This window comes from Mesorhizobium sp. M0618 (assembly GCF_040320765.1).
Taxonomy (GTDB): Bacteria; Pseudomonadota; Alphaproteobacteria; order Rhizobiales; family Rhizobiaceae; genus Mesorhizobium.
In genome coordinates, this window is sequence record NZ_JAMYQH010000019.1 from 1 (window position 1) to 25,576 (window position 25,576).

The following is a 25,576-nucleotide window of genomic DNA, read 5'->3' on the forward strand; positions in this document are numbered from 1 at the left end:
GGCGAACGGCATAGTCAGATTGTAGGCCGACGGGTGATTGCTTTCCAGCGTCTCAATCATCCAGCATTTATGAGTTCACGACCTAAGGGCAGGGGAGTAGCAGTTGGGGGATTGGTGGCAAGCGAGGCTCCAAGTCGGTTACTCTCTGCTCTGTGGCAAGTGGTCCCGCCAACCATGACTGGAATCGACATCGGCCCCTTGCGGACATGACTGCCAGTGAGCGTCCAAGCACAATGCGCACCAATCAAAACGATAGTGACGATCTGATCCGCCGCTCTGTGGCCGCTTTCAATTCCGGCAATCATGGCCAAGCGATCGATGTGTGCGAATTGGGCCTGAAGCAGCACCCAGGCGACCCGGCGCTTTGCCATCTTCTGGCGGCTGTATTGTTCGCCAAGGCAGATCTGCCGGAGGCTCGTGCGCGCATCGAAGCAAGCCTTGCCACTCGACCCGACAATGTGCCCGCCTTGATACCGGCATGCCGGATTGCCCGGGCCGAAGGCAGGTTTGAAGCGGCGTTTCAGCTCCTGGATCGCGCGCCAAGACTGTCATCTTAGGCGGAAATGCTCGTCGAACGGGCACGCACCTTCGATCAAGCAGGCGATGCCCCTGCGGCGAGCGCGTCCTGGACACTTGTCTTGCAACGGGATCCGAAATCCGGGGAGGCAGCGGCGCGCCTCGGGCGCCTTGCATGGCAGCGCCGAGCGGCTGTCGAGGCGGAAGCTCTGTAAGCGCTGTTGTGTGACCACCTTTCGGGAGTGGTCGCGATCTGTGAGGTGTCGCCGAATAGGCAGTGGCGGGCATTGCGCGCAGCCAATCCGGTAGAGCACCGCGCGCGAGGATCGGGCGTGGCAAATGCTCGATCAACATCGGATCACATCGGAAAATGACACGCATCGTCGCCTCCCGGCATTGCGGTACCACGATTGCCGATCACACTCCAAGCGGCGATAAGGTAGGGCAATGCTGCACTAACACCTTGGACAAATTGGCGAGTTTTTCTTCAATTCAGGCGAGACCCAGCCAGCTAGGCCAAGCTGTTCCAAAGGCTATCCGGAAGGGCGCAACGCAGGCAACAACCCGCCGCGTCACACATGACCAACGGCACAATCGCCACCAAGACTGCCGCGTTTGCGAGGATAAACGGAGGGCGCTGCCAAGCAACTAGGCAAAAAATGAAAATGACGACGCCAACGACAACAAGATGCAGGCGAAAAGTTCAACATGTCTTTGCGAGAACGACAGTCGACATCGTAGCTTGCATTTTGTCGTCACGACAATCCGGGCATCCTGTCTCGCCTGATGCGCCTCGTCGGCCGACAGTGTATGCGCAGATCAAAATGAAGGCAGACGGCATGGCGCAGCCAGTCGTTCGGATGATTGGAAGCTGAACAGCTGATATCCGCAGATGCTGTCGAGCGCGACGCTTGATAGGCTACTGCTTCCGTGCAAATGCTCCGTCATGCGAATTCTCCTCGTCGAAGACACGCACGACGTTGGCGAGGCAATCAGCCGCCGCTTCGAAACGATCGGCCATGCGGTCGATTGGGAGACGGACGGTCGTGCTGCTGCAGATATCCTCGGTTTCACCAGCTACGATCTCGTCATACTCGATGTCATGTTGCCCGGCCTCGACGGGTTCGAAATCGTTCGAAGGCTCCGGCAGGCAAGAAAGACGACCCCGGTTCTGATGTTGACGGCCCGTTCCGAGATAGAGGACCGCGTTGGCGCGCTCGATATCGGCGCCGACGACTATCTGGTCAAACCGTTCGATTTCCGCGAATTGGAAGCGCGCGCCCGTGTTCTGCTGCGGCGGAAAAGCGGGGAGGCGACCAACATCGTTCAGTGCGGCGATGTCGTGCTCGACCGCGCCAGCCGCTCGGTCCGGGTAGGCAGGCGCGAGGTGCAATTGAAACGACGCGAAATGACGTTGCTTGAGATACTGGCGTCGCGGCCAGGTCGCGTCTTCAGCAAGGATGAACTTATCGATCAGCTTTTTGGGTTTGACGAGCCGGTCAATCAGAACGCGATCGAACTTTATGTCGGCCGGCTGCGCAAGAAACTGGAAGGCGCCAAGGCGCAGATCGTCACCGTGCGGGGCGTGGGATATCAGCTGGCTTCCGATGATACCGGCTGAGCCTTCCCTTTTCACGCGCCTGGCGGTCCGCATCTCGCTGGTGCTGGGCCTGGGCGCGGCTCTTCTGGTGAGTGCGGCGTGGTACTACGCGCGAACCGCCGCCGATGACGCCTATGACCGGCTTCTGCTAGGTGCGGCCATCCAAATGGCGGACAGCCTTACGGTTGAATCCGGTTCACTCATCGTCAACTTGCCGGTATCGGCTTTTGAGCTCCTGGGCCTCGCCAGCCGCGACCGCATCTTCTATCGCGTGATCGATCCTTCCGGCGCGACGCTGACAGGTTATGCCGATCTGCAAACAGAAGTTGATCTGGCAGCAATACACGATGTCCCGGTATTGGAATCGGCGCATTATCGCGGCGAACCGGTCCGCATAGCGGTGGTGGCTCGCGCTCTATCCGATCCCGCCGTATCCGGTTGGGCGCATGTCATCGTTGGGCAGACCACGGAAGCGCGCAGTGCGCTCGCGGGGGAGTTGACGCTCAGAGCGACCGTCCTCTTGGGGATCATGAGCATATTGGCATTGGCTGGGGCGATGGTGGCCATTCGCTATTCTCTGCAACCGGTCAAGCATCTGGGAGCGACGCTTCGCCGTCGTGATCCACAAGACCTGACGCCCGTGACAGTCGTCGTCCCGCGAGAATTGCGGCCTTTCGTTACTTCCATCAATTATTTCATGAGTCGGCTCGACGAGCGCGTGAAACTCCTGCAACGCTTCATCGCCGACGCGGCGCACCAGATCCGAACGCCGCTGACGGCACTTACCGCGCAGCTCGATTTGTTGAGCCAGGCCAAGCTGGACAAGTCGAGCCGCCAGCATCTCGATCGCGTACAGCAGCGCGCCGGCGAACTTGCGCGCCTGACAAACCAGTTGCTCAGCCACGCCATGGTCATCCATCGTGCCGATTCCGTCCAGCTTCAGCCGCACCACCTGGCAGACGTCGCACGGCGCGCTTTCCGCGCGGCGGTTCCGATAACTGTCGATCCGGATATCATCGTCTCCTTCGAGGCGCCTGACGACGAACCTGTCGTGCTTGCGGACGCCGTCAGCCTGCGTGAAGCGATCGTCAATATCATCGACAATGCCCTGCGCCATGGAGTGGTGTCGCGCCTTGAGGTCAGGGTACGCAGCGACGGTACGCTTGCCCATGTCGAGGTCGAAGATGACGGACCGGGCATTCCGCCGAGCGAGTGGGAGCGAGTCACGCAGCGCTTCGAAACGTCCAAATCTCACGACGGCAGCGCAGGTCTGGGTTTCGCCATCGCATCGGAGGTGGCGGCGGCTCACGGGGGCGCGCTGACCTTCCGCGAGAAAAGCCAGGATGGCGGGAAGCGCACGCAAGGGTTCACCGTCACCTTGACGTTGCCCATCGCCAGAGAGAAGGCAGGATGATAGCGAGAGCATTGCGGGCATTCACTTTACTGGCTGCAATCCTTTTGTGCGTCGATCAGGCGGCAAGAGCTGCTGAAGGAAGCAGCGCATTTTTCCCTTCGCCACAGCCGGAGAAGGATCGACTGTCGATCCACGCCGCGACCGATCTGGTGGCGATGGAACCCCTGATCCGGGACTTTCAGTCCGTTTTCCCCAACGTTGCAGTCGACTATGTTGAATATGTCACCAACGACTTGCAAAAGAGTGCCAGCGAAGCCTGTCGGACGGGCGCGGTGCTGGGCGACATCTTGTTGTCGCCGTCGGTCGACCAACTCGTGAAGCTCGCCAATGACGGCTGCGCGGCGCCGCACATGTCGGCGGAAACCGCGCAGGTCGCCGACTGGGCAAACTGGCGCGACGAAGTATTCGGCTTTACCTACGAACCGGCCGTCTTCGTCTACAACGCCCGCCTCGTGCCGTCCGGCGACGTACCGCGCACCCACATCGAACTCGCCGATCTTCTCAGGCGGCGGATCGATTTTTATCGTGGACGGGTCGGAACGTTCGACATCCGGCTTTCGGGCATCGGCTACCTATTGGCGTTCAGTGATGCGAGGCAGACGACGGCGGTCTACGGTCGGCTTCTGGAAAGCATGAGCCGAGCGGAAACTGTGGTGCGTTGTTGCACTGCGGAGACCCTTCAGGACGTTGCAAACGGGAGCCTATATATAGGCTACAATATGATCGGATCATACGCCTATGCGGCGGCCAGGGGCAATTCCGACTTGAGGGTCGTTGTCCCGCGGGACTATGCGCTGATACTCAGTCGTGGCGCGCTCATTCCGAAGACGGCACCGAATATGGACGTTGCCAAACGATTTCTCGACTACCTTCTGTCGGCCCGGGGACAGAAAGTCGCCAGGGAGAGCGCCTTCTTCTTTGCCGAGAACGGGCAATTGCCTGAGGGAGCGGACGGTCCGGAAACACTTGGCGAGTCTGGTATCGCGCGCGCCATACGCATCGGCCCTGCGTTACTTGCCGTACAGGACGAGGCGCTGCGCCGCCGCTTCATCGAGGATTGGAGCAAGTCCATGATCGATGCGCAGGGCCAGCGACCGTGACGCGCAGGATGCCGCCCCAAAATTTCAACAATCTCAGCGATACGTCGATGTGGCAGATCCCGCTGTCGTCTAGGAACTGAGCACGACCCATCGGGCCCAAGTCGGCTGAGCAAACCTCGACATCGCCGTGACAGGTTGGTGACAGGTCAGGATGATACTCGCCTTTTGTGCCTGGAGGAGGTACGATTTAGGCGAACTTGGAGGAGACCCTCAATGAAAAATCGTCTTGCGACGATGACGGCCGTGCTTTCGCTGTCAGCCGCTTTCGCGACGTTTGCCGCCGCTGCCGAAATTCCCGCCGGGTATCCGGACAACTACAAGGATCTGGTGGCCGCCGCCACCGCGGAAGGACACCTCAGCATCTATTCAACGACCGATGCGGCGCTGGTCCAGCCCTTGCTCAAGGATTTCGAAGCAGCATTTCCCGGGATTGCAGTAGAATATTCCGACCTCAATTCCACCGAACTCTACAATCGCGTCATCGCCGAAACCGCTTCGGGCCAAGGCACGGCGGATGTCGCATGGTCTTCGGCGCCGGATCTGCAGATCAAACTTGCCGCGGACGGCTATGCGCAGGAGTATAAATCCGTGGAGGCTGCTCACGTTCCGGCCTGGGCGTCCTACAAGGACATGATCTATGGTATCACCGCCGATCCGGTGACTTTCGTCTACAACAAGCGTCTCGTGCCTGAAGGCGATGTTCCCACAAGCCACGCCGACCTGCTCAAGCTGATGACCGGCAAGACCGCCGATTACGACGGCAAGATCGCGTCCTACGATCCGGAAAAGTCCGGTGTCGGCTTCTATTTCTACAACCAGGACGCCAAGATCTGGACCGATTCCTGGGCGCTCAACAAGGCTTTCGGCAAGGCCCATATCAAGCTCTACAGCTCCGCCGGCTCGATGATCGAGAAGGTCACGTCTGGCGAACATTCCATCGCCTACGGCATCTTCGGCTCCTATGGCCTCGCCAAACAGGCCAAGGACGAGAACCTTGGTGTGATAATCCCCAAGGATTATGTTTTGGTGACCACCCGCGCCACGGTCATTCCGGCGGAAGCCAAGGATCCCAATGCGGCGAAGTTATTCGTCGACTATCTGCTGTCGGCGCGCGCGCAGAAGCTGATCGCCGACGACATCAAGCTCTATGCCGTCCGCGATGACGTTGAGGGGGCAACCACGCTGGCGTCCATAAAGGCCGCTGCCGGCGAAAACGTTCATCCGATCGCGCTCGACGACAAGCTGCTCGAAGGCCTGGACGAGACGACACGGCTGGCGTTCCTCAGCGAGTGGCAGAAAGCCATGAAGGGCGAGTAATCGCCTGATCGGGAGTGCCGCCACAATCGGCTCTTCCGCCTTCTTGCTGTTAAGAACCATCGGAACGGCGCGCTTGCGCTCTTGCTAGCGGACGGCCCCCGGCTTTGTTCGAGGCGATCATGCCCTTCCGCGCCTTTCGTGTCAGCACCAATCTCCTCGCTATCCTGGTGGTGTTGGCGCCGGTCACGCTGATCATCTACCAGAGTTTTCTGTCCGGCCCGTTCTTCCAGAAGACCGCGCATCTGTCGCTGAAGGCTTATAGCTTCATCCTTGCGGATGCGGATTTCTGGCTGGCGCTGACGACTTCGCTCAAGCTCGCGGTGGGGATGACGGTGATCGCCGTTCCGGTGGGAATCCTGCTGGCGTTCATCATCGTGCGCACCGACGTGCCGGGCAAGCGCTGGCTGGAGCCAATCATCCTCATCCCGGTGTTCATGTCGGCGGTAGTGCTGGCCTTCGGCTATGTGATGACGTTGGGACCAGTCGGCTTCGTCTCGCTGGCGGTCAAGTCGGTGATTGGCTACGTGCCCTGGAATGTCTATTCGGTGACATCGATCGCGATCATCGCCGGGCTCACCCATGTCCCGCATGTCTATCTCTATGCATCGGCGGCGCTACGCAATGTCGGCGCTGACCTCGAAGAGGCGGCACGCATCGCCGGCGCCGGCCCCTGGCGCGTCGCCGCCAGCGTGTCGCTGCCCATGGTGATGCCGGTGGTGCTTTATGCGGCGGTTCTGGTGTTCTTCCTTGGTTTCGAACTTTTCGGCCTGCCACTGGTGCTTGGCGATCCGGAAGGGGTGTTGGTTCTCGCCACCTATCTCTACAAGCTCACCAACAAGCTCGGCGTTCCTTCGTACCAGTTGATGGCCGTGGTGGTGGTGGCGATCATCATGATCGCGCTTCCGCTGGTGGTGCTGCAGCGCTACATGCTGCGCAACGCCAGCCGCTATGTGTCTGTCAAGGGCAAGGGCAGCCGGCACAACCCCATCCGGCTGGGCGCACTTCGCTGGCCGGCCTTCGCGCTCGTGGTGGCCTGGTTCGCGGCCACGGTGATCATACCGGTGGGCGGCGTCGCAATTCGCTCGTTGGTGACAAGCTGGGGCGTCGGGGTGAACATCTTCGAGGTGCTGACGTTGGATCACTATCGCGATCTCGCTGACTATCCGAATGTCGTCAGCGCCATTGTCAACACGGTCGGTGTTGCGGTCATCGGCGGTGCGGCTTCGATCGCGGCCTATACTGCCGTGGCACTCGCCGGTCACCGCTCAAACGCACCCCTGACCAAAGTCGTCGACTACGTGGCCATGATACCGCGGGCGATGCCAGGCATTGTGGCTGGCCTGGCGATGCTATGGATCTTTCTGTTCTTCAAGCCGATCGCGCCCCTGCGTGCCACGATGATCTCGGTGTGGCTCGCCTATACCATTGTCTGGTTCGCCTATGGCATGCGACTGATTTCCGGAACGCTCCTGCAGATCGGCAAGGAACTCGAGGAAGCCGGACGATCAGTTGGCGCCAGCGAAGGCCGGGTCGCAAGGGACATCACGCTGCCGCTCATCCGTGGCGGGATGTTCTCGGCCTGGCTGCTGATCTTCCTGATCTTCGCGCGTGAGTATTCAACCGGCGTCTATCTGCTCGGACCGGGAACCGAAGTGATCGGCTCGCTCATGGTTTCCCTGTGGGGCACCGGCGCGATCGATCTGGTCTCCGCTCTCGCCGTCATCAACACCGCCATCATCGTAACCGGTCTTGCCGTCGCGATGCGCTTTGGAGTCCGCCTCAATGACTGACATCATCATAGATGGCCTGCGCCTCAGTTACGGCACCCTCGAGATCCTGAAAGGTGTGTCCTTCTCGGTCGAACCGGGCCAGATCGTCGCCTTGCTCGGCGCCTCCGGGTCCGGCAAGACGACGCTGTTGCGAGCGGTCGCCGGTCTGGAAACACCCAACCGTGGCAAGATACTGCTCGGCGACAGGCCGCTCTTCAATGCCGAGCAGAACATCAATCTGGCGCCGGAAACGCGCGGTCTCGGGCTGGTATTCCAGTCCTATGCGCTGTGGCCGCACCGCACGGTGTCGGAGAATGTGGGTTATCCGCTGAAGCTGCGCAAAGTGTCTCGGGCGGATCTTGCCAGCCGCGTCCAGAAGGCTTTGGACAGCATAGGCCTCGGCAAACTGGGCGAGCGCTATCCGCACCAGCTCTCCGGCGGCCAGCAACAGCGCGTCGCGTTGGCCCGCGCGCTGGTCTACGAGCCGAACGTGATCCTGCTCGACGAGCCTCTGTCCAATCTGGACGCCAAGCTGCGCGAGGAAGCGCGGATCTGGTTGCGTCGCCTCATCACCAATCTCGGCCTATCGGCGCTATGCGTCACCCATGACCAGGTGGAAGCGATGGCGCTCGCCGACCGCATCCTGCTGCTCAACGGCGGCCAGATCGACCAGGACGGAACGCCCAAACAAATCTACAACAAGCCGAAGAGCCTGTTTGCAGCAGAATTCATGGGCGCCAGCAATCGGCTTGACGGCGTGGTCACCGTCATCGACGGCAACCGTGCGGAAATTGTCGCGAACGGCATCCATCTTGTGGGCAGTGCTCAGCAGGAGCTGAACGTCGGCACCAAAGTCACCGCACTTATCCGTCTTGAGCGGGTGACGTGGTCCGGGAAGGACGGCCCGGGGCGTATCGCCATGACCTGCGTCGAGAGCCTTTTCCTTGGCGATAGGCATGAAGTCATTTTCGAAGGCAATGACCTGACGATCCGGACTTATTCCCGCGATGCCCTTCCGCCAGGCCAATATTACGTCGAGTTCCCGCTCGAGGATCTGATGGTTTTCGCAGCGGGATGAGGGAGCCGAACTCTGGGCACGACCAGGTGAACTGCTGGGGGCAGTGACTAGTTCGACCGCCCGGATACCGCGAACGGCGACCAGAGAAAAATTCCGCCGGGACGAAGAACCCGTTCGCGGCAACGAGAGCACATACGGCGATTAGATCGTAGATACTGCCATCGGAGCTAGGCATGGTAGACCGAGGTTGGTTCGTTCAGCGGCCGACCAAGCTCGAATTTCAGACCTGGCAATAAGGGAGAGATGGTCCCGCGATTGCCGCCTGCGCAGATCGAGACCGCCCGCTCGCAAGGCGCATGCGCATTTCCCCCCTGAAATGGCTCGATCCGCCCCGCTCGACGCGCAGTCCAGTTCCGCTCGCCAGCTTCCTCCCCTCTCAGCCGCGCGCTCACGCGCCCCAAGCATCGCCGCCAAGGGCATCCTGAAAAACCTGTAGTGGAGCCGGAGTTTGACGGCGAAAGTGCGGAAACCAGCGTCTATTTCGTCAGCATCGGCGAAGGCCGCAGGCTCGAGCAGTTGCTTCGCGTAAAAACGCAAGCAGATCAAGATGACCGAAACGATCCGCTGTGTCATCGACACCGTGAACGATCCGCATGAAATCAGCCTCGATGAGAATATCACGCGCCAGGATAACCAGCTTCAGGTGTCGTTGGTTCATCCGACGATTTGAGTAGTGGACGGGGTGGTTTTGCAAGCCTGCCGCCCACATCGATTGAGCGTGTCGGCGCGGCAGGCTATGACGGGAAAATCGTTCAAATCCCCTGCTTTAGATTGGCGATTTTGTCAAAGACTGTGTGTTACATCACTCACCTGCCGGTAAAAAGATGAAAAACCGCGCGATGGCAGTCAGGCAAAGGGCATCAAAGGGGTTTGATCTCATGAACAGAGTTGTTCTCTTGGCGGTAGCACTTGCCGCGATGCTGTTCGGCACGTCTGTCGAAGGCAAGGCCGCGGGCCTGATCGCCACCATTAATGTATCTTCGCAGACCATGACTGTCAGCCGCTATGGTCAAGTGCTTTATCGATGGAGCGTATCCACCGCCCGCAAAGGTTACATCACCCCGCGCGGCAGCTATCGGCCGCAACGGACAGCGCGGATGTGGTATTCGCGCAAATACGACATGTCGCCGATGCCTTATTCGGTGTTCTTCCGTGGCGGCTATGCCATTCATGGCACGGGCGCGGTGAGATACCTTGGACGCCCGGCGTCGCATGGCTGTGTCCGCTTGCACACCGCCAATGCCGCGACCTTCTATTCAATGGTGCGGGAAGTTGGCTTCGGCAACACGCGAATCGTCGTCACCGACTGAGGCTCGGCGCCGACGAAAAGACACGTCCTAGCGGACGTTCCCGCGCACGGTTCGCCGGACCTCATTCCAAATGTCTCTGAGCGCTCCATTTCACATCTGAATTTGACGACGGTCTGACCTTCACCCCATCCGAATCAGTACGGATAGCTCCGTCTCAACTGATCTTCAGCCCAAGTTTCTTCCGCTTCGGACGCGCTCCTGGGTTTTCCGGCTCATACGCAGGTTCCGCCTTGCGGCCCAGGCCGAACGCCTTTGCAAGTTGCGATCGAGACAAGGAATAGCTCGGCGCCACCATCGGATAGTCCTTCGGCAGGCTGGACTTCTGCGAACGCTAGCGCGTAGGATTCCAACTCAAATGACCGGCTGTCTTCGTTGCCGTCTTCGACCACGCGAACAAACCATTCGCCGCAGGCTTCGATCACTTCCATAAGGGTTTAATTCTGGTTGAGCTGAACTAAGCCGTCCATCGCAATTGCCTCACACGCTACACGGGCAATGGCGGATTTGTAAGACCACCAAAATCAGCTTTTCAAGAGCAAAATTGCAAAATTCGCTGCATTCGCGTTCTTGGTTTCGAAAGAAAAAGCCCGCTGCCGGGAGGAGGTGGCAGCGGGCTCGATTTCGATCACAGCGCGGGAGGAGGTGCACCGCTTTCGGGTTGTCGGGTCTCATCTGGAAGGAGTAGACGGCCGACCAGTTCAAGCTATCTGGTTCCGCATATGCTGCAACGCACAATCGGACATGGCTCACATGCAGATCGGACATGGCTCACATGCAGAAGTGTCTACTCAGATTGTATTTTGCACCCGTGCCGCCCTGCGACGAACACTGTGGCAGCCCGGTCCTCCTCTTCGGTAGGCTTGCCGTCTTCTGGAAAGCCTTTGATATCCCACCCTTCCAATGCGAACAGGCCTTCAGCGCCTTGCAGAGCCGTAATGCCGGCGGGTGCAAACACTGCTTCGGCTGCCGCGATACTACGCGCGAGCTCTTGGGGTGTTGCGTCCTCGATGTTCAAGCGAAGTTCCATGGTTCGCCTCCTATTGCCTGATCCTTCCAATGTGAACAAAATAAGAACAAAAAGTCAAGATCGCCCTTGACGGGAGAGGAATATGTTCCTTATTTCAGCGTGATCTTGAGCAGCAAAGGACCATGACTCGGCGTCAATCGCGCTGGCCGGCGAAGCTATGGCAAAAACCGCGGAAGACAATTTTCGGATCGAGGTTTGGGATCGCGACGAGCAGGTCCTATCCGAAACCATTTCGCGTTCCCCTGATTCAACGGTGAGTCAAGCGGCTTGGCAAGCTGCCATCCGGCGCCGGCCGGGCATGTTGCTGATCCACTACAACAGTCGGCATGTGATGGAGAAAATCCTGACACCAGGCGAGGTCAAGATCCCACCGCAGGCCATTATCGATGGCAGTATTCACGCTGGCCTGGATGTGGCGCTCGGCGATCTTCGCGAGTGGCATGTGTTGCGGGCTTGGTGCAGATCCTGTTCGCACCATGCAACGGTAAAGCCTGCCGGGCTCATCGAACGCTATGGAAAAGGTGCTCTGTTCAGTTCGGTCGAGCGGGCGCTCTTCTGCACGAGTTGTGACAGGGGAGGGCCCGTCAGGCTGGAAATTCACAAGCTGCCACGCAATTGACGGGAGTTGAAGGGATGCAAAAACCTCTTCGATTTCTTGAGATCAATTCGGCGCTGGTGCTGGCAAAAATCGCTTTTGCGACAATCAGCAGCCGGATTGTCGAGAGCCCGAAATGCGCGCGATCTCCGCCAGTCGGCTTCGACGCAAACACGCGGACCACCGCGGACGGGGACAGTCGGTCCCGCGTCCCGTCCTGCGGCCGGCGCTATGCTGACGCTCCTACGGCTGTCCCGTTCACCGCCCGCGGCGGGGGCGAATTTCCTCCGTCCTGCGCGCGACAACCGTCCACTGTTGCGGACGCGCGCAGGACTGCGGTTTATACGCCGTATTTCTTAGAGCGCCGACGGTCGCCGGCGCGAAGATGCTTGGGCATGGAACCGAATCCCAGACAGGGTATTGAATCGAACTATGTACCCGAGTTCCGCATGGCGGCTGTAGATGGCACCCCTAGGAAAAGGCGCACACGGCGCAGAGACTCAGAATCTATCCCTACCTATCCGCTGCCGGGGTTTCGGTCCTTCCAGCTCTGCACACTAACAGACGACATACCGGTGGGTGAGGATTGGCTCTTCGAGATGAAGTTCGACGGCTATCGTGCCCAAGTCGCCATCTCCGGCTCGAACGTCGTCGTCTATACCCGCAATGGCCACGACTGGACCCGACAGTTCAAGGTCATCCTGCCGCCGCTTCAGAGACTGACCAAAGGCGCGGTGCTGATCGATGGTGAGATCGTCGCCATCGACAGCCAGGGCCGCACGAACTTCTCCGTGCTGAAAACCGGCATTGCCGCGGGGATGCCCCTCAAGTTCTACGCCTTCGATCTGCTTGAATTCGATGGCGAAGATCTGTCGGACCAGCCGCTCCTCAAGCGCAAGGCGCGACTTGAGTCCCTGCTGGGCGCTCGTCGCCCCGACGACAGCCTGCAATTCTCCAGCCACATCGTCGACCATGGCAAAAGGGTGTTCGACGCCATGTGCGAGGGCGGCCACGAAGGCGTCATTGCCAAGCGCGCCGACAGCTCCTACGTCGGCGACCGCACCTCGAGTTGGCTCAAGATCAAGTGCACGAAGCGACAGGAGTTCGTCGTCGGCGGCTACCGCCCAAGTGACGCAGGACGTGGCATGGCATCGTTGATCCTCGGCACTTACGACAATGGCCAGCTCATTTATCGCGGCCGTGTCGGCACGGGGTTCACCGAGGCGATGCGCAAGGAGATCCTTGCGAAGCTCGAGAAACGCCGTGTTGAGAAAGCGGCTTTCGCCTCCGTTCCGAGAGACATTGCCCGCCGTGCGCGGTGGGTGAAGCCCGTGCTTGTCGCCGAAGTCACTTATTCCGAAGTGACACCGGACGGCAGCTTGCGGCATCCAAGCTTTAAGGGCATGCGCGAAGACAAGCGGGCCGACCAGGTGGTGATGGAAATGCCGAAGACGCCGGCAACTCTTGGCTCCGCCAATCTCGATCCGGGAATCGGCAAGGAGATCGCCGCTGCTGTCGGCGTCAAGCTGACGCATCCAGATAAGGTCATGTATCCGGGAACCAAGGTGACCAAGGCCACGCTCGCCGCCTACTACGCCGTGGTCGCCGAGAAGATGCTGCGGCACATCCAGGATCGGCCGCTGTCGCTGGTGCGCGATACCGACGGTGACCTGCAACAGACCTTTTTTCAGAAGCACAGACTGCCAGGCATGCCCAAGGCCATCCATGACGGCCAGTTGGAGAAGATGTCCGGTAAGGAAAGCCGCATCTTGTGGGTCGATGACCTGGCTGGGCTGATCGCTGGCGTCCAGATGAACGTGCTCGAATTCCACATCTGGGGAAGCCTTCGCCAGCAGCCGAACCTGCCGCACCGCATGATCTTCGACATCGACCCCGACGAGGGCCTGGGCTTCACTGCCGTCAAGCAGGCAGCCTCCGACATTCGGGGCATTCTGGAAGCGCTTGGACTGCAGTCGTGGCCGTTGTTGTCCGGCGGCAAGGGCGTTCATGTGGTCGTGCCGCTCGTCCCGGAGGCAGACTGGGACGAGGTCAAGAGCTTCTGCCAAGACTTCGCCGAACTACTGGCCCGTACAGATCCGTCGCGCTTCGTCGCCAACATGAGCAAGGCGAAGCGCAAGGGCCGAATGTTTCTCGATTACCTGCGCAACGGCCAGGGCTCCACTGCAATCTGTCCCTGGTCGACTCGGGCACGCGCGGGGGCGTCGTGCGCGGTGCCCGTCAGCTGGGAGGAGTTGCCCACCTGCGAAAGCGCCAACGGTCTCGACGTTTTCGCCGCCGCCGCGCGGGCTCAGCTGCCCGACTCCTGGGAGGGCTATTTCGACGTCGAACAAACGCTTACCGACCGCATCCGCCACGCAGTCCGGTAGCGATAACCATGCTAGATGGTCAGCGACATTTGCCGATTTGGCGACGGACCGCCTTTGCCACAAATTCGAGGGCGTCTCCCCTTGTGCGGGAGGCTCCGCCGTCTAGAGTGAGAGTACGGACCGGTTTGCCGTGACGGGTTGAGGGCTGGAGGAGAGGCCTCCGGCGCCCGTCGCGGAGAACCGCGATGTCCAGATATTACGCTCGCGCCGGCGCCGACCGGGCAAGCCTCTATGACGATATCACCAATAAGATCATCGCCGAGCTGGAAGCTGGGCGCTTTCCCTGGGTCCAGCCCTGGGGCACGGCGGCGCAAGCGCCCCTAGCCATGCCGGCCAATGCCGCGACAGGCCGCGCCTATTCGGGGATCAACGTGCTGATCTTGTGGGGTGCGGTCGTCGAGCATGGCTTTCCCGTCCAGGGCTGGCTGACTTTCCGCCAGGCGCTATCGCTGGGCGGTCATGTCCGCAAGGGCGAACACGGGACCACCGTCGTCTATGCCGACCGCTTCATCCCTGACGACGAGAAGAATCGCGCGCGGGAAACGGGCGAGGCGGCACATGCCATACCGTTCCTGAAGCGCTTCATCGTGTTCAACGTGGCGCAATGCGAAAATCTGCCCGACGATCTGGCCGCGGCTCCGCCTGCACCGCAACCCGGGCTGATCGAGCCGGCCGTCGACGCACTGATCAAGGCGACAGGTATCGATTTCCGCATCGGTGGCAGCAGTGCCTATTATGTGCCAGCGCAGGACTACGTGCGGGTGCCGCCCCCGCAGGCCTATTTCGAGACCATCGACTGGCACCGCACGGCGCTGCACGAGATGGGGCACGCCACGGGCCATGCCTCGCGGGTCGGCCGGGATCTCGGCGGTTCGTTCGGCACCAAGAAATATGCGTTCGAGGAACTGGTCGCAGAGATGAACGCGGCCTTCTGCTGCGCCTCGCTCGGCATCGTGCCGACGGTGCGCCATGCCGACTATCTCGGCTCCTGGCTCGAGGTGCTCCGCGACGACAACCGCGCCATCGTGCGGGCCGCCAGCCAGGCGAGCAAGGCCGCCGACTGGCTGCTCAACCTCCTTCCGGAAACCGGCGCCATGGTTGAGGCCGGCCAGCCCGAGATCGACAAGAGGGCCGCATGACCCTCCTCACGAGGGCAAAGTCGTGTCTGCGGCCCAGTCCCCCTCTAGCTAGATCTTCGGTGTGCGGCGCAGTCCTCAGAGTGAGAGGGCTGCGCCGTCTTTTTTGACGGGTTTGGAGGTCGAGAGAGTCTCGGTCGCCCTGTCGCGGAGATAATCCCATGGCTACGCCCAAGCAGAAGATCACCCTCAACGCTTCACGTGACATCCCCTTCAACAAGCTGATGCTGAGCCAGTCCAATGTCCGGCGCATCAAGCGTGGGGAAACGATAGAGGACCTCGCCGCGTCGATCGCACGGCGCGGCCTGCTCCAGAGCCTCAACGCCCGGCCAGTATTGGATGGCGAGGGTAACGAGACCGGCATGTTTGAGGTGCCGGCTGGCGGGCGCCGCTATCGCGCGCTGGAACTGCTGGTCAAGCAGAAGCGAATGAAAAAGACCGAGCCAGTTCCCTGCGTCGTCAGCGACGCCCACAGCGCGGTCCCGATCGAGGAGGACTCGCTAGCCGAGAATTTTCAGCGCGAAGATTTGCATCCCCTGGATATGTTCCGGGCCTTCCAGACCCTGCAAGATCAGGGCGCCAGCCATGGGGAGATTGCGGCACGCTTCTTCGTGTCCGCTACCTTTGTCCAGCAGCGCCTGCGGCTCGCAAAAGTTTCGCCCAAGCTGCACGAGGTCTACGAGCAGGAGGGTATGCAACTCGAGCATCTCATGGCCTTTACCGTGACCGACGATCACGCCCGTCAGGAGCAGGTCTGGGAGGCGCTTGAAAACTCCTGGTCGAAGGAGCCGCAGCAGATCCGGCGCCTCCTGACGGAGACCACTGTGCGGGCAAGCGATCGCCGGGCGCTGTTCGTCGGTGTCGACGCGTATGTCGCTGCCGGCGGCGTGGTGCTGCGCGACCTGTTCGAGGCCGACAATGGCGGCTGGCTGCAAGACCCCGCTCTGCTCGACCGCTTGGTCCGCGACAGGATGAAGTCGATCGCCGATGAGATCGCGGCAGAGGGCTGGAAGTGGATCGTGGTCGATGCCGATCTGCCCTACGGCCACAATCACGGTCTGCGGGCACTGGCCGGCACCCCCGTCGATCTGACCGACGCGGAGCGGGCGGAACGCGAAGCCCTGCAGGCGGAGTACAATCGGCTGGAAGCCGAGTATGGCGAATCCGACGAACTCCCCGACGATGTCGATCAGCGCCTCGGTCAGATCGAGACCGCGCTCGAGGCCTTCGAGAGCCGGCCGATGAACTACGATCGGGCCGAGATCGCCCGCGCCGGTGTGTTCATCAGCATCGATCGTGATGGCGATCTCATCGTCGATCGGGGCCATGTACGCCCCGAGGACGAAGCGATGCATGCGGCCGACGGCGACTCCGCCGAGCCAGGCTGCGCAACCGAGAACGTGGATAGCAGACACGATCCTTCGGTCAGCCGCGCCATTATCACCATCGGCGCGCAGGCATCCGAGCCAGAGGAGGATGACGGCGACACCATCAAGCCGCTGCCCGAGCGCCTGATCATCGAACTCACCGCCCATCGCACGTTGGCGCTGCGCAATGCCGTGGCCGAGAACCAGCATGTGGCCATCACGGCGCTATTGCATCGGCTTGTCCTCGACACCTTCGGTCAGCGTTCCGCCATCGGCTGCGTCGAGGCCTTCGTCCGGCACGTCCACCTGCCGTGGCAGGACGTCGGTCTCAAGGACAGCCCTGCGGCCAAGGCTGTCGATGAGCGCCATGAGGCCTGGAAGAGCGTCATTCCACTGGATGACGACGACACCCTATGGGCTTGGCTCGACGGGCTCGATGAAGCCAGCCGGCAGAAGCTGCTGGCGCATTGCGTCAGCTATGGGATCAACGCCCTGTTCGAACGGCCCAATCCCTACGGCAGCGGCGTTTCCCAGCATGGGCTCGATCAGCGCCTGCGTGAAGCCGATCGGTTGTCCCGTGCGACCGGGCTTGACATGGTAGATGCCGGCTGGCGGCCGACCGTGGATAACTATCTCGGCCGCGTCACCAAGTCCCGCATTCTCGAAGCCGTGCGCGAAGGCGCCGGCGACCAGCCCGCCCAGCTTATCGACCATCTCAAGAAGGTCGACATGGCCAAGGAGGCCGAGCGCCTCCTGGCCGATAGTGGCTGGCTGCCCGAACCGCTCCGCCTAAGCGGCGATGACGCGCCGGCCGCGCAGCCGGATGAGGGCGAGGAAGCCGACCTTCCCGAATTCCTCGCCGGTGACGACGAGGACGGTTCGGCCGCCGATGAGACTGCGGCGCACGTGGTAGCCGCCGAATAGCACCGTTGGCGGGGCGGCCCGGGTCGCCCGGCCTTTTCTCCTTCACCTCACCGCCCGGTGTATCGCCGGGCCATTTTCGCGCAGCAACTTCCAGACGCTGCTTTGTGCCGGCGACGGCAACCTCGCGCTCATGGAAGCGCCGATGCAGCGACCGGGCAGCGGCGTTATATAATCTGCGCGATCGGGCGGGACGGCGCGGACTACGTGTTCACGCCGTTCGGCCATCTTGCCGACGGCAATCCCTATGATGCCTACCTGCCGCCCGATCCCGACGACGCCAAAGATTTCCTACAGAAGTCGGAGCCTGACGGCGGAATATGGTCGAGATCGGTTGATACCGGCAAGCGCTCCACCTCACGGCGGGGCGCTTGTTTCACTTTGGCTTCGGCGAGGACCTGAGAGGGAGAGGCGAGCCGGGATGGGTTTGAATCCGCGCGGTCTAGAGAGAGCGCCGCCCGGCTCGATCCTGTCCCCGCTCTCCGGAGGTTCACACCATGTACATGATCTCGCCCGCCGCAGCGGCTCCCGGCGTCGTATCGTTGCCGCTCGCCGAAACCGATGGTGCCGCCGCTATCTTCGCTGCCGCCGGCCTCCTGCTTCCCCATATCGAGAACGGTGAACGCATCGACGGGTCAAAGCTGCGGGCAGCGATGGAAGCCGCATTCGGTGTCTCCGACGCCGCCGGCGCGTGGGACTGGAAGACGGCCTACGATGCCTGCGAGGTCGCGACGGTCCTCTTCCTCCGCAAATACGGAAAGGCGCTGTTCCGCAAAGCCGAATCTCCGGCTGCACGGCTGTCCGCTTTGTCGAAGATCGCAGTGCTGATGCCGACGCATACGCGCCGGTCCGAAGAAGCACAGACCTTCCAGCAGTTCTCGACGCCGATTCCGCTCGGCCTGGTCGCCGCAACGGCCGCCGCCATCACGCCCGGCGACCGTGTGCTGGAGCCTTCCGCCGGCACCGGGCTGCTCGCCATCCTGGCCGAGATAGCCGGCGCCTCGCTCATCCTCAACGAGCTTGCCGAGACGCGCGCGGCACTTCTCTCGTGTCTCTTTCCGGGCGTCTCCGCCAGCCGCTTCGACGCCGCCCAAATCGACGACCATCTCGATCCCGGCGCCGTGCCGAGCGTGGTGCTGATGAACCCGCCCTTTTCGGTCATGGCCAATGTCGAGGGCCGCATGGCCGACGCGGCATGGCGGCACATCGCCTCGGCGCTGTCGCGCCTTGCGCCCGGCGGGCGGCTGGTGACGATCACCGGTGCGAACTTCGCGCCCGACGATCCGACCTGGACCGCCGCCTTCACTCGCCTGCAGGAGCGTGGTCGCGTGGTCTTCTCCGCCGCCATCGATGGCTCGGTCTATGCCAAGCACGGCACGACCTTCCCGACGCGCCTCACCGTCATCGACAGGGTGCCGGCGGACGATCCCTCGCTCTTCCCGGATGCTCCCGGCATCGCTCCGGATGCGGCAACGCTCCTCGCGTGGATTGAGGAGCGCCTTCCCGCGCGGCCGCCGGTCGTGATGGCCGCCCTTCCCAGCGCGACATCGGCGGTCGCCGCGGCCCGCAAAGTGCACGGCTATCTCACACGCTCGGCGAGTACCACGCCACGCATGTCGATCGCCGAACCGGAAGCCATCGACCTCGCCTATGAGGCTGTCGACTGGCAGGCGGCCGAGAACGGCCAGATCAGCGACGCCATCTATGAGGCCTACGGGCTTCAGGCGATCCGCATTCCCGGCTCGCGGGCTCACCCCACCAAGCTCGTTCAATCGGCGGCCATGGCCTCGGTAGCGCCACCCAAGCCGGGCTACCGGCCGCGCCTACCGAAGAACGTCGTTGACCTGCTCTCGGACGCGCAGCTCGAGACCGTCATCTATGCGGGCGAGGCTCATGCCGAGTATCTCGCCGGCGCCTGGACGCTCGACGACACGTTCGATGTCGTGAGCGCCGCTCGCGAGGACGCCAAAGGCGCCGTGCGCTTCCGGCAAGGCTTCATGATCGGCGACGGCACTGGGGTGGGCAAAGGCCGGGAATCCGCCGCCGTAATCCTAGACAATTGGATGCAGGGCCGTCGTAAGGCCGTCTGGATCTCCAAGTCCGACAAGCTCATCGAGGATGCGCGGCGCGACTGGTCCGCGCTCGGCATGGAGCGCTTGCTGGTCACCCCGCTCTCCCGCTTCCCGCAGGGCAGGCCGGTCACGCTGGCGGAAGGCATCCTATTCACCACCTATGCCACGCTGCGCTCCGACGATCGCGGCGAGAAGGTTTCGCGGGTCAAACAAATCGTCGAATGGTTGGGTCCGGATTTCGATGGAGCGATCATCTTCGACGAAGCCCACGCCATGCAGAATGCCGCCGGCGGCAAGAGCGAACGGGGCGATGCCGCTCCCTCCCAGCAGGGCCGTGCCGGCCTGCGGCTGCAGCACGCGCTGCCGAATGCCCGCATCGTTTATGCCTCGGCCACCGGCGCCACCACCGTCCACAATCTCGCCTATGCCCAGCGGCTAGGCCTCTGGGGCGGCGAGCTTTTTCCGTTCTCGACGCGGGCCGAATTCGTCGAGGCGATCGAGGCCGGTGGCGTCGCGGCGATGGAAGTGCTGGCGCGCGACCTCAGGGCGCTCGGTCTCTATACGGCGCGGTCTTTGTCATTCTCCGGCGTCGAATACGAACTGCTCGAGCATGAGATGACGCCCGAACAGGTCTGCATCTATGACGCGTACGCTGGGGCCTTCGGCGTTATCCATAACAATCTCGAGGCGGCGATGCAGGCGGCCAACATCACCGGCAGCACCGGCACGCTCAATGCCCAGGCCAAGTCGGCTGCGCGCAGCGCCTTTGAAAGCGCCAAGCAACGCTTCTTCGGCCATTTGTTGACCAGCATGAAGACACCGACCCTGATCCGCTCCATCACCCGCGATCTGGAGGAGGGCCATGCGGCCGTTGTCCAGATCGTCTCGACGGGCGAGGCGCTCATGGAACGGCGGCTGGCCGAACTGCCGACCGAGGAATGGAACGACCTTCGCGTCGACATCACGCCCCGCGAATATGTCCTTGACTACCTGGCCCATTCCTTCCCGGTGCAGCTCTACGAGCCGTTCACCGACAGCGAGCGCAATCTGTCGTCGCGCCCGGTCTACCGCGATGGCCAGCCCGTCGAGAGCCGCGAGGCGGTCGCCCGGCGCGACGAGATGATCGCCAAACTCGCCAGCTTGACGCCTGTCCCCGGCGCGCTCGACCAGATCGTCCAGCATTTCGGGGTGGACATCGTGGCCGAGGTCACCGGTCGCTCGCGCCGCATTGTCCGCAAGGGCGAGCGCCTTGTCGTTGAAAACCGTGCCGGGTCGGCAAACCTCGCCGAGACGCAGGCCTTCATGGATGACCAGAAGCGCGTTCTGGTTTTTTCGGACGCGGGCGGAACGGGGAGGAGCTACCACGCCGAACTGTCGGCCCGGAACACGCGGCTGCGCGTCCACTACCTGCTCGAGGCCGGCTGGAAGGCGGATACCGCAATCCAGGGCCTCGGCCGCACGCATCGCACCAATCAGGCGCAGCCGCCGCTCTTCCGGCCGATCTCGACCAATGTGAAGGCGGAAAAGCGCTTCCTCTCGACGATCGCCCGCCGTCTCGACACGTTGGGCGCGATCACGCGCGGCCAGCGCCAGACCGGTGGCCAGGGCCTGTTCCGGCCAGAGGACAATCTGGAAAGCCACTATGCCCGCGATGCGCTACGGCAACTCTATCTGCTGATCGTTCGCGGCAAGGTCGAGGGCTGCTCGCTCGAGCGTTTCGAGGCGGCGACGGGTCTCAACCTGATGGATGCCAATGGCATCAAGGACGAGTTGCCGCCGATCACCACCTTCCTGAACAGACTGCTGGCGCTGACCATCGAGCTGCAGGGCGTGCTGTTCGGCGCGTTCGAGCAGCTTCTGGCCGCTCGGATCGAGGGTGCCATCACCTCCGGCAACTACGACGCCGGGCTGGAGACGCTGCAGGCCGAAAACTTCGTCATCACCGATCGGCAGGTGATCTACACCCATCCGCGCACAGGCGCCGAAAGCCGCCTGCTCACGATCACCGAACGCAAGCGCAATCGGCCCGTCACGCTCAATGCGGCGCTCGATCATCTCCGCGATCCGCGTGCCTTACTGCTCATCAACAAGCAATCGGGCCGCGCCGCGGTACAGATCCCGACCCCCAGCGTCATGCTCGACGATGGCGAGGTCGAGCGCCGTGTCCGCCTGATCCGGCCGATGGAAAGCCAGAACATGCCGCTCAAGGCTATGGGCGAAACACGCTGGGTCGAGGCCCACCGCGAGGCGTTCACAACTGCCTGGACCGCCGAAATCGCCGGGGTGCCGGAGTTTTCGGACTCGGTCTTGCACATGGTCACCGGCCTGCTGCTCCCAATCTGGAAGCGCCTGCCCAACGAGTCGACCCGCGTTTATCGACTTCAGACCGACGAGGGCGAGTGCCTCATCGGCCGCCGCGTCTCGCCGGCATGGGCCGCCAACGCCTCTGCGACGAACGTGGTTGCGCTGTCGCCGGAACAGGCGTTTGCGGCTCTGATGGACGGGCGGACGATCCTCGATCTCGCCGAGGATCTCCAGCTTCGCCGCAGCCGCGTCATGGGCGCATGGCGCATCGAATTGTCCGGCTTCACCGACACGATGCGCGAGCGCCTCACCGCCTACGGTCTGTTCCACGAGATCATTTCGTGGAAGCTCAGGATGTTCGTGCCGATCGACGCCAACGGGCTCGCCGTGCTGGAGCGCGTGCTCGACCGCTTCCCAATCGAGCGGGTCAGTGAGCGGGAGGCTGCATGATTCCGCGTCACGCTGCATCCGACCTCGCACATCGCCTCGGCGAACATGCCGAGGCGGTGTGCCGCCACTACCTCTCCAATGGCCGTCGCCAAGGCAACTATTGGACCGTCGGCGACGTCCGCAATGCGCCGGGCCGGTCGATGTTCGTGCGTCTGCGGCCATCCGCGAAGGGACCGCCAGGCAAATGGACCGACGCCGCTACCGGTGAGCATGGCGACCTGCTCGATGTCATCCGCGAATCCCTCGGACTGATCAATTTTCGGGACGTCGCCGACGAGGCGCGCGTGTTTCTCGCTATGCCAGATGCAATGCCACCCCGGCCGGCCGCGCCGATCACGCAGGTCCCCATTGGATCTCCGGAAGCGGCTCGCCGACTGGTCGCCATGTCGAAGCCCATTATCGGCACCCTCGTGGAAACGTATTTGCGTGGACGTGCCATTACGACTTTGCACGGAACCGCAGCCTTGCAGTTCCATCCGCGCTGCTACTACCGGCCCGACGATCATGGACCGACCGAGACCTGGCCGGCGATGATTGCCACCGTTACCGATCTGGATGGGCATCTGACCGGCGCGCACCGCACCTGGCTCGCACCGGACGGCGCCGGCAAGGCACCCGTCGACACACCGCGTAGGGCAATGGGTGACCTCCTCGGTCATGCCGTCCGCTTCGGCATGCCCGGCAGCGTTATGGCGGCAGGCGAAGGCATCGAGACGACGCTCTCGCTCCGATGCGCCTTGCCCGACATGGCGATGGCGGCAGCACTCTCGGCAGCCCATCTCGCCGCCATCCTGTTCCCGCCGAACCTGCAGCGGCTCTATGTCATCCGCGACAACGACCCGGCCGGTGACGGTGCACGCGACAGCCTGATGGAGCGCGCGACCGACGCCGGAATCGAGGCAATCGTGCTGTCGCCGGCGATGGAGGACTTCAACGAAGATCTCCGCCATTTCGGACTGGCCGCCTTCCGCGCCTCGATTGCGGACCAGCTCATGCGCCGGGATCGCCTGCGCTATCTGACACGGGCAGCATGAGCCGGGAGGGAGAGCGTGTGGCGCACGGTGTAGCCGCATCGCATGGCTGGGCGCCCGCCGGCAGAGAACCGCGACCCGGCCTTCAAGAGGGCGATCGGGCCCACAAACTGGCCGGCCAGGCAATGGCGGCCGCCGACTATTTTCCGGCGGCGCGCGACTGCTCGGGAATGGCAGCGATTGGGCGCGACGCCTTTCCATCGCGAGGCAAAATAGTCGGCTGCCGCCATCCTCCGCTGCGCTCCGGCCCTCCGCTTCGCTGCGGGTGTCGGACCGTCCCGCCCGTGGACTCTCGTCGCCATGAAGGCCGCGAGGGTCGCGGTCAAACCGACGGCAGCATCCCCATGAGCGAGCACGACGACACCGAACCGCACCACGCCGCTTCTCCGACCGATCACATCCTCACCGAACTCCAGCTTTACGGTTGGCGCCCCTATGCGGACGAGCCCGATCCGAGACCGCTCCCCGGTGGCGACCAGGTGGCCGGAGCCGTGGTCGACATCTTTGATGCCCTCATCGCCACCCTGGCCGACACGCGCCTCGAACCCGACCTCGATGACCTCCTCTGGTCCGTCACCAATGTCTTCCACCGCGCCGTGCTGCGAATCGAGTGGCAACTGGACGACAACGAGCAGGCCCAGCGCCGCCTGCAGCGCGAACAGGACGGCAGCGAGATCAAGGCGGTCGAACTCGAGACACTCACCGCCCTGGGCCAGACCATGATCGAACGGCGCGACGCCTTCGAACTCATGCGTGACCAGGCTGCCGACCACTACGATCAGTACACCGGCTCGGCCTGGCGACCGCGCACGGGGTCGATGGTCAACCACCACCATCTCACCGCCGCAATGATCGATAGCCGCGACTTCCTCGCGGCCCGGCGGCGCGCGGAAACCGAAGTCATGTTGCCGGCTGGCCCCAAGATCGCCTTCTCCGGCGGCGATACCGCCGATCACGAGCTGATCTGGGCAAAGCTCGACCAAATCCGCGCCAAGCACCCCGACATGGTGCTGATGCACGGCGGATCACCGAAAGGCGCCGAAAAGATCGCCGCCCGCTGGGCCGACCATCGCAAGGTTCCGCAGGTCGCCTTCAAGCCCGACTGGAGCAAACATGCCAAGGCCGCTCCCTTCAAGCGCAACGACCAGATGTTGGCGGTCATGCCGATCGGCGTCATCATCTTTCCGGGCACCGGCATTCAGGAGAACCTCGCGGACAAGGCTCGCAAGGTCGGCATCCCGGTCTATCGGCTCGGAAACGGCGGCGCGTAAGCGCCGTCGGAACCTACCCCCTATAAATAGCAGGGGAGGCACGGCATTCTTCAAGCCGTGTCGTTCGAATCCTTTCCCGAAAGCTTCACGCCGGACATCGCGCTCGCCGACACCTTCTTGCGCAATGCCGCCGCCCACCTCGATGGCGCCGACCGGGCGGCGGATCTAGGCAGGCACAATGCGGCCCTTCACGCCATCGCCATCGCCATTGAATTGCTCCTGAAGTCGCATCTTCTCAGAGTCGTGACCGACGATCCCTGGAACCGCCGCCATATCGGGCACGATCTCGGCAAGGCGGCTCTTTACGCCGAGAGAACTGGATTGGGCCTGCCACCGCGACTGCACAGCGTCATCGCCCAGCTCCATCCTCATTTTCAGCGTGGCGGCTTCCAACGGGACCCATCGCGATCATGGCCGTCCGGGTTCTCGCTCGACGCCCGCCACATCGCGCGGCAACTCGCTCACACTCTCATGGAACATCAGCGTCGCGCCAACGACTCCCGCCCGCTCCTGACTTGAAGATGACCACACCCCGCGATCCATTGCGCTGATCCTTGGTCCGACCGACGGCCTGAAGCCATCAACCCGCAAGGGGTCGGACTACGCGAAGCGTGCCGCCGCTCCGGCTTCGCCTTCGCGGTGATTGCGGCCATCAGCCGGACGCATCGGGCGCCTGTCAGCGGGGGATGGTCCTCCGCTTCAAACAGGAGCCGGGTCGATGTCCTTCGCCGACGCGCATGCCTTCGCCTTCAGCCTCGCCGCCACCCTCATGGTCGCCATCGTCATCTTTCGTGCCGGCGATGGCACTCTCTCGGTCGTCCCGGCGAGTGAGTATGACGGCGATGAAACCGCCATCATCAGCGAAATCGACCCGTTCGCCCCATGATGGGGCGGACATCGCGCCTGGCGAT

Annotated in this window: 19 protein-coding genes and 2 pseudogenes; 19 read left to right on the top strand and 2 right to left on the bottom strand. The window is 62.5% G+C overall.

Annotated features, from left to right (window positions below; all coding sequences use genetic code 11):
* Positions 1-233 precede the first annotated feature (233 nt).
* From NKJ04_RS20085 to NKJ04_RS20125, 9 genes and pseudogenes are all read left to right on the top strand, one after another.
* Positions 234-557 carry a tetratricopeptide repeat protein gene (locus NKJ04_RS20085; protein ID WP_352677170.1) on the top strand — a complete coding sequence of 108 codons (324 nt, stop codon included), beginning with the start codon at positions 234-236 and terminating at the stop codon, positions 555-557.
* A 905-nt stretch (positions 558-1,462) separates the two neighbouring features.
* On the top strand, positions 1,463-2,137 hold the full coding sequence (locus tag NKJ04_RS20090; protein ID WP_352562083.1) for a response regulator transcription factor: 675 nt from the start codon (positions 1,463-1,465) through the stop codon (positions 2,135-2,137).
* Entirely contained in the window at positions 2,124-3,530 is a 1,407-nt protein-coding gene (locus NKJ04_RS20095) for a sensor histidine kinase (RefSeq protein ID WP_352677171.1), read from the top strand. The genes NKJ04_RS20090 and NKJ04_RS20095 overlap by 14 nt, the downstream gene beginning before the upstream one ends.
* Positions 3,527-4,630, top strand: a complete 1,104-nt coding sequence (locus NKJ04_RS20100) for an ABC transporter substrate-binding protein (RefSeq protein WP_352677172.1) — start codon at positions 3,527-3,529, stop codon at positions 4,628-4,630. Before NKJ04_RS20095 ends, NKJ04_RS20100 begins: the two co-directional genes overlap by 4 nt.
* A 213-nt stretch (positions 4,631-4,843) precedes the next feature.
* Positions 4,844-5,947 (top strand): ABC transporter substrate-binding protein, encoded by a 1,104-nt coding sequence (locus NKJ04_RS20105; RefSeq protein ID WP_352677173.1) that lies wholly within the window; start codon positions 4,844-4,846, stop codon positions 5,945-5,947.
* 119 nt (positions 5,948-6,066) lie between these two features.
* Positions 6,067-7,737 carry an ABC transporter permease gene (locus NKJ04_RS20110; RefSeq protein WP_352677174.1) on the top strand — a complete coding sequence of 557 codons (1,671 nt, stop codon included), beginning with the start codon at positions 6,067-6,069 and terminating at the stop codon, positions 7,735-7,737.
* A complete protein-coding gene (locus NKJ04_RS20115) occupies positions 7,730-8,794 on the top strand; it encodes an ABC transporter ATP-binding protein (protein ID WP_352677175.1) in 1,065 nt (354 codons plus the stop codon). The genes NKJ04_RS20110 and NKJ04_RS20115 overlap by 8 nt, the downstream gene beginning before the upstream one ends.
* 394 nt (positions 8,795-9,188) lie before the next feature.
* A pseudogene (locus tag NKJ04_RS20120) lies at positions 9,189-9,425 on the top strand (ParB N-terminal domain-containing protein); the annotation flags it as partial.
* Between the two features lie 247 nt (positions 9,426-9,672).
* Entirely contained in the window at positions 9,673-10,104 is a 432-nt protein-coding gene (locus NKJ04_RS20125; protein ID WP_352677261.1) for a L,D-transpeptidase, read from the top strand.
* 154 nt (positions 10,105-10,258) lie between these two features.
* Here the strand turns inward: NKJ04_RS20125 and NKJ04_RS20130 are convergent, their stop codons facing one another.
* Entirely contained in the window at positions 10,259-10,399 is a 141-nt protein-coding gene (locus NKJ04_RS20130; protein ID WP_352677176.1) for a Ros/MucR family transcriptional regulator, read from the bottom strand.
* Between the two features lie 489 nt (positions 10,400-10,888).
* Positions 10,889-11,131, bottom strand: coding sequence for a hypothetical protein (locus NKJ04_RS20135; RefSeq protein ID WP_352677177.1), 243 nt, complete (start codon positions 11,129-11,131; stop codon positions 10,889-10,891).
* Between the two features lie 157 nt (positions 11,132-11,288).
* On the opposite strand from NKJ04_RS20135, the gene NKJ04_RS20140 reads away from it, so the two are divergent.
* The 10 genes and pseudogenes from NKJ04_RS20140 (at position 11,289) to NKJ04_RS20185 (ending at position 25,551) form a co-directional block, all read left to right on the top strand.
* A complete protein-coding gene (locus NKJ04_RS20140; protein WP_352677178.1) occupies positions 11,289-11,750 on the top strand; it encodes a hypothetical protein in 462 nt (153 codons plus the stop codon).
* Between the two features lie 371 nt (positions 11,751-12,121).
* On the top strand, positions 12,122-14,113 hold the full coding sequence (ligD, locus tag NKJ04_RS20145; protein WP_352677262.1) for a DNA ligase D: 1,992 nt from the start codon (positions 12,122-12,124) through the stop codon (positions 14,111-14,113).
* Between the two features lie 185 nt (positions 14,114-14,298).
* Positions 14,299-15,252 (top strand): ArdC family protein, encoded by a 954-nt coding sequence (locus NKJ04_RS20150; RefSeq protein ID WP_352677179.1) that lies wholly within the window; start codon positions 14,299-14,301, stop codon positions 15,250-15,252.
* A 158-nt stretch (positions 15,253-15,410) separates the two neighbouring features.
* Positions 15,411-17,540: a ParB/RepB/Spo0J family partition protein gene (locus tag NKJ04_RS20155; protein ID WP_352677180.1), complete on the top strand. Its 2,130-nt coding sequence runs from the start codon at positions 15,411-15,413 to the stop codon at positions 17,538-17,540.
* A 61-nt stretch (positions 17,541-17,601) separates the two neighbouring features.
* Positions 17,602-17,837: pseudogene (locus NKJ04_RS20160) on the top strand (DUF6117 family protein); the annotation flags it as partial.
* 197 nt (positions 17,838-18,034) lie between these two features.
* Positions 18,035-22,363 carry a strawberry notch-like NTP hydrolase domain-containing protein gene (locus NKJ04_RS20165; RefSeq protein WP_352677181.1) on the top strand — a complete coding sequence of 1,443 codons (4,329 nt, stop codon included), beginning with the start codon at positions 18,035-18,037 and terminating at the stop codon, positions 22,361-22,363.
* Positions 22,363-23,397 (top strand): DUF7146 domain-containing protein, encoded by a 1,035-nt coding sequence (locus NKJ04_RS20170; protein WP_502897953.1) that lies wholly within the window; start codon positions 22,363-22,365, stop codon positions 23,395-23,397. Before NKJ04_RS20165 ends, NKJ04_RS20170 begins: the two co-directional genes overlap by 1 nt.
* A gap of 341 nt (positions 23,398-23,738) precedes the next feature.
* The gene (locus NKJ04_RS20175) at positions 23,739-24,665 is read left to right on the top strand and encodes a DUF2493 domain-containing protein (RefSeq protein WP_352677263.1); all 927 of its coding nucleotides are present in this window, start codon (positions 23,739-23,741) and stop codon (positions 24,663-24,665) included.
* A gap of 57 nt (positions 24,666-24,722) precedes the next feature.
* Positions 24,723-25,184, top strand: a complete 462-nt coding sequence (locus tag NKJ04_RS20180) for a hypothetical protein (protein ID WP_352677183.1) — start codon at positions 24,723-24,725, stop codon at positions 25,182-25,184.
* A gap of 199 nt (positions 25,185-25,383) precedes the next feature.
* Entirely contained in the window at positions 25,384-25,551 is a 168-nt protein-coding gene (locus tag NKJ04_RS20185) for a hypothetical protein (protein WP_352677184.1), read from the top strand.
* Positions 25,552-25,576: the final 25 nt, after the last annotated feature.

Bases quoted from the DNA above. Each gene is read 5' to 3' on its own strand.
- NKJ04_RS20110 (WP_352677174.1), top strand. From the start codon at position 6,067: ATGCCCTTCCGCGCCTTTCGTGTCAGCACCAATCTCCTCGCTATCCTG.
- NKJ04_RS20105 (WP_352677173.1), top strand. From the start codon at position 4,844: ATGAAAAATCGTCTTGCGACGATGACGGCCGTGCTTTCGCTGTCAGCC.
- NKJ04_RS20130 (WP_352677176.1), bottom strand. From the start codon at position 10,399: ATGGTGGCGCCGAGCTATTCCTTGTCTCGATCGCAACTTGCAAAGGCG.
- NKJ04_RS20150 (WP_352677179.1), top strand. From the start codon at position 14,299: ATGTCCAGATATTACGCTCGCGCCGGCGCCGACCGGGCAAGCCTCTAT.
- NKJ04_RS20135 (WP_352677177.1), bottom strand. From the start codon at position 11,131: ATGGAACTTCGCTTGAACATCGAGGACGCAACACCCCAAGAGCTCGCG.
- NKJ04_RS20185 (WP_352677184.1), top strand. From the start codon at position 25,384: ATGTCCTTCGCCGACGCGCATGCCTTCGCCTTCAGCCTCGCCGCCACC.
- NKJ04_RS20175 (WP_352677263.1), top strand. From the start codon at position 23,739: ATGAGCGAGCACGACGACACCGAACCGCACCACGCCGCTTCTCCGACC.
- NKJ04_RS20090 (WP_352562083.1), top strand. From the start codon at position 1,463: ATGCGAATTCTCCTCGTCGAAGACACGCACGACGTTGGCGAGGCAATC.
- ligD (WP_352677262.1), top strand. From the start codon at position 12,122: ATGGAACCGAATCCCAGACAGGGTATTGAATCGAACTATGTACCCGAG.
- NKJ04_RS20125 (WP_352677261.1), top strand. From the start codon at position 9,673: ATGAACAGAGTTGTTCTCTTGGCGGTAGCACTTGCCGCGATGCTGTTC.
- NKJ04_RS20115 (WP_352677175.1), top strand. From the start codon at position 7,730: ATGACTGACATCATCATAGATGGCCTGCGCCTCAGTTACGGCACCCTC.
- NKJ04_RS20095 (WP_352677171.1), top strand. From the start codon at position 2,124: ATGATACCGGCTGAGCCTTCCCTTTTCACGCGCCTGGCGGTCCGCATC.
- NKJ04_RS20140 (WP_352677178.1), top strand. From the start codon at position 11,289: ATGGCAAAAACCGCGGAAGACAATTTTCGGATCGAGGTTTGGGATCGC.
- NKJ04_RS20165 (WP_352677181.1), top strand. From the start codon at position 18,035: ATGTACATGATCTCGCCCGCCGCAGCGGCTCCCGGCGTCGTATCGTTG.
- NKJ04_RS20085 (WP_352677170.1), top strand. From the start codon at position 234: ATGCGCACCAATCAAAACGATAGTGACGATCTGATCCGCCGCTCTGTG.
- NKJ04_RS20100 (WP_352677172.1), top strand. From the start codon at position 3,527: ATGATAGCGAGAGCATTGCGGGCATTCACTTTACTGGCTGCAATCCTT.
- NKJ04_RS20155 (WP_352677180.1), top strand. From the start codon at position 15,411: ATGGCTACGCCCAAGCAGAAGATCACCCTCAACGCTTCACGTGACATC.